3 protein-coding genes are annotated in these 2,772 nt (G+C 42.7%); all 3 read left to right on the top strand.

What is annotated here, in order from left to right:
• Nucleotides 1–378 (top strand): hypothetical protein (locus tag LRA01S_RS11140; RefSeq protein ID WP_218003139.1); only part of this gene is annotated, 378 nt, incomplete at its 5' end.
• 139 nt (nt 379–517) lie between these two features.
• Nucleotides 518–1,411, top strand: coding sequence for an ABC transporter ATP-binding protein (locus LRA01S_RS10375; RefSeq protein ID WP_061775533.1), 894 nt, complete (start codon nt 518–520; stop codon nt 1,409–1,411).
• Nucleotides 1,404–2,624, top strand: a complete 1,221-nt coding sequence (locus LRA01S_RS10370) for an ABC transporter permease (RefSeq protein ID WP_061775532.1) — start codon at nt 1,404–1,406, stop codon at nt 2,622–2,624. The genes LRA01S_RS10375 and LRA01S_RS10370 overlap by 8 nt, the downstream gene beginning before the upstream one ends.
• Nucleotides 2,625–2,772: the final 148 nt, after the last annotated feature.

The raw sequence follows: 2,772 nt of genomic DNA, 5'->3' as shown, positions 1-2,772 counted from the left end.
TTTATATTATTGGGTATAGCTGTGCTAACCTATGTCTTTCTCAATACAAGCTCTCCTTATGGGGAAGTGTCTAGGTTCTTCAGAGTTTTCTGGTTTACGATTCCTTTCTTCATCGCCATCATCAGCTCTGCTTTAGAAGTTTATCGACAGGTTAAAAGCCCCGAAAAATTGCATGCCAAAAGAATTGAAGCAACAGATGAACGTAAAAAGCAAAGTCATCAACAGGCTTTGTCACATATTGGCCTTGTGTCGCTGATTTTATGTTGTGGTATCGTCATATTTTCAATAAATGAGGAAACAGTGACCATACCAGTAGCTTACATTGTTGGTTTACTCGCACTGTTTGTCCTCTATCTTGCCTATCGCATTAGAAAATAAGAGGATCAGCCAGTTAAAGTCTGGTATCTTCAGAAAATTGTGATAAAATTGAATTGTTATTATAAGTGATGAAATGGTCTGTCGGGGAAAGATGTCATGCAGTATGTGGTAAATGACTAGAATTAAGAGGAGAGTAGATGTGTTAAAACTAGAAAACCTCACCAAACAATTTGGTGATAAAATCGCTGTTGATCAGCTAGACATGACCGTCAAGCCGGGCGAGATTATGGGGCTGATTGGTCAAAATGGTGCTGGGAAGACGACAACTTTTCGGATGATTTTGGATTTTATTAAACCGGATAGCGGCCAGATTACATGGCAGGGCACGCCTATTACCCAGGAGATTAAGCAAAAAATAGGCTTTCTACCTGAAGAGCGTGGCCTTTATCAAAAATTGACGATTGAAGAACAGATCTTGTATTTTGCTGAGCTCCATGGCATGAAACGGTCTGAGGCAAGAGATGAGCTCGTGCGTTGGATGGAAAAGTTAGAAGTTGTCGGAAAAATCACGGACAAAGTGCAGACCCTTTCCAAAGGGAATGCGCAAAAAGTGCAGTTCATGGCGACCTTGATTCACCGCCCTGATTTTCTGATTTTGGATGAACCCTTTACTGGCCTCGACCCAGTCAATACCAGTCTCCTGATGTCGGAAATCAAAACGCTCAAGGCAAATGGTGCAGCGATTATTTTCTCCAGCCATAATATGAGTGGGGTAGAGTTGCTCAGTGATCAGGTGACTATGCTTAAAAAAGGTAAAGTTGTCTTTCAAGGCGATATTTATAGGATTCGGGATAGTTTTGGTCGCACGCAAGTTTATGTGGAAAGCGATGTGCCAGATGCGGAATTGTCAGCGATTTCAGGTGTTCAGACGATTGAGAAACAGGGTGCTGGTCGCATGATTCATGTCAGTGATGCAGCCGTCGGTCGGGAGATTTTTACACGTGTTAGCCAATCTGGCTATGTGCAAGCCTTTGTGCAAGCCCCACCAACGCTCGATGAAATTTTCCGTAAGGAGGTCGCTGAAAATGTTTAAACAAATGAAATTAGTCGCAGGACAAGTTTACCGGACAAAAATTAAAACACCAAGTTTCTGGTTGACGGTGTTGACGCCACTCTTATTGCCATTGGTTGGGTTAATCATTGGTTTCGTAATTGCTAAGACGAGTGATGATTCACCGGCCCGATTGGCTGTTGTTGACAATGCAGCTCTGGTTCAAACCCTTAAAACCGATAAAGTCTTAGACGCTAAAATCTCAGCCGTGGCGGATGTCAAAACGGCCAAGCAAAAGATATTGGATGAGAAAATAGATGGCTATCTCGTCAAAGAAGATGGTAAATATACCTTAGTGGCGTCGACGGATAGCACGACAAAATTCAATGAGACGACGGTTAAAACAGCCTTGTCACAGATTGAACTAGCAGAAAAAGCCACGCATCTCAAATTAAGTCCTGAGGAATTGATTAGTCTGCAAACGCCTGCTGATCTGACCATGAAAACTCTGAGCAAAAAAGGGGAATCGAGTGGGGGTGAGGCTAAAAATGCGGCCAACTCTCTCGTTTCTCTTGGTGTGGCCATCGTTATCTTCATGTTGCTGATGATTTACTCTAATATGTTGGCGCAAGAGATTGCCAATGAAAAATCCAATCGGATTATGGAGACCTTGCTAGCAGCAACCAGCACCAAAGTCCAATATTTTGGTAAAATCCTAGGGATTGGTTTATTGGTTCTGACCCATATCGTTTTTTATGTCATCTTAGGGGTGGCTGCAGCCATTGCCCTAAAAGGCAACGACATGGTCGAAAGCGTCAAGGGCATGGTCGGTGGCGTCGATATGAGTTTCTTGGTCTATGCGGTCTTGATGTTGATCGTGGGACTCATGGCTTACCTCTTCTTGACAGCGATTATCGCTAGTTTGGTTAATGACCAAAGTCAGGTTCAGCAAGCCATCGCGCCGATTTCTTATCTTTCTTTGGTTGGCTATATGGCCAGTATTTTTGGGGCCAATGTACCCAATAATATCGTGATCAAAATCTTGAGTTATCTGCCTTTTGTTTCGCCAACCTTGATGCCGGGCCGTTTGGCCATGGAAATGTCGACGTTGACACAAGCTTATATCGCGCTGGCCTTGCAGCTGGTTGCGCTTGTGTTCGTGGCCAAATTCGGCGAACATATTTACGCCAAGAATGTTTTAAGTTATTCCGATGAAAAAATCTTTAAGCAATTTATTCAAAATCTTAAAAAATAAGCAAAATCCCTGTGACAAACGGGGATTTTTTGCGTATATATAAGTGAGGTGAAAATATGAATTGGCAAACAATAATCGCACAGTTAAAAGAACACGTGAAACTCGTGATTGGCATCGGGCTTATCCTGATTTTGGGCGTCTTTTTTTA

Origin of the sequence: Pseudolactococcus raffinolactis NBRC 100932 (genome assembly GCF_001591765.1) — a bacterium.
Lineage (GTDB): Bacteria > Bacillota > Bacilli > Lactobacillales > Streptococcaceae > Pseudolactococcus > Pseudolactococcus raffinolactis.
The sequence above is the reverse complement of the archived record's forward strand: the minus strand, read 5'-3'. Positions and strand labels throughout refer to the sequence as shown.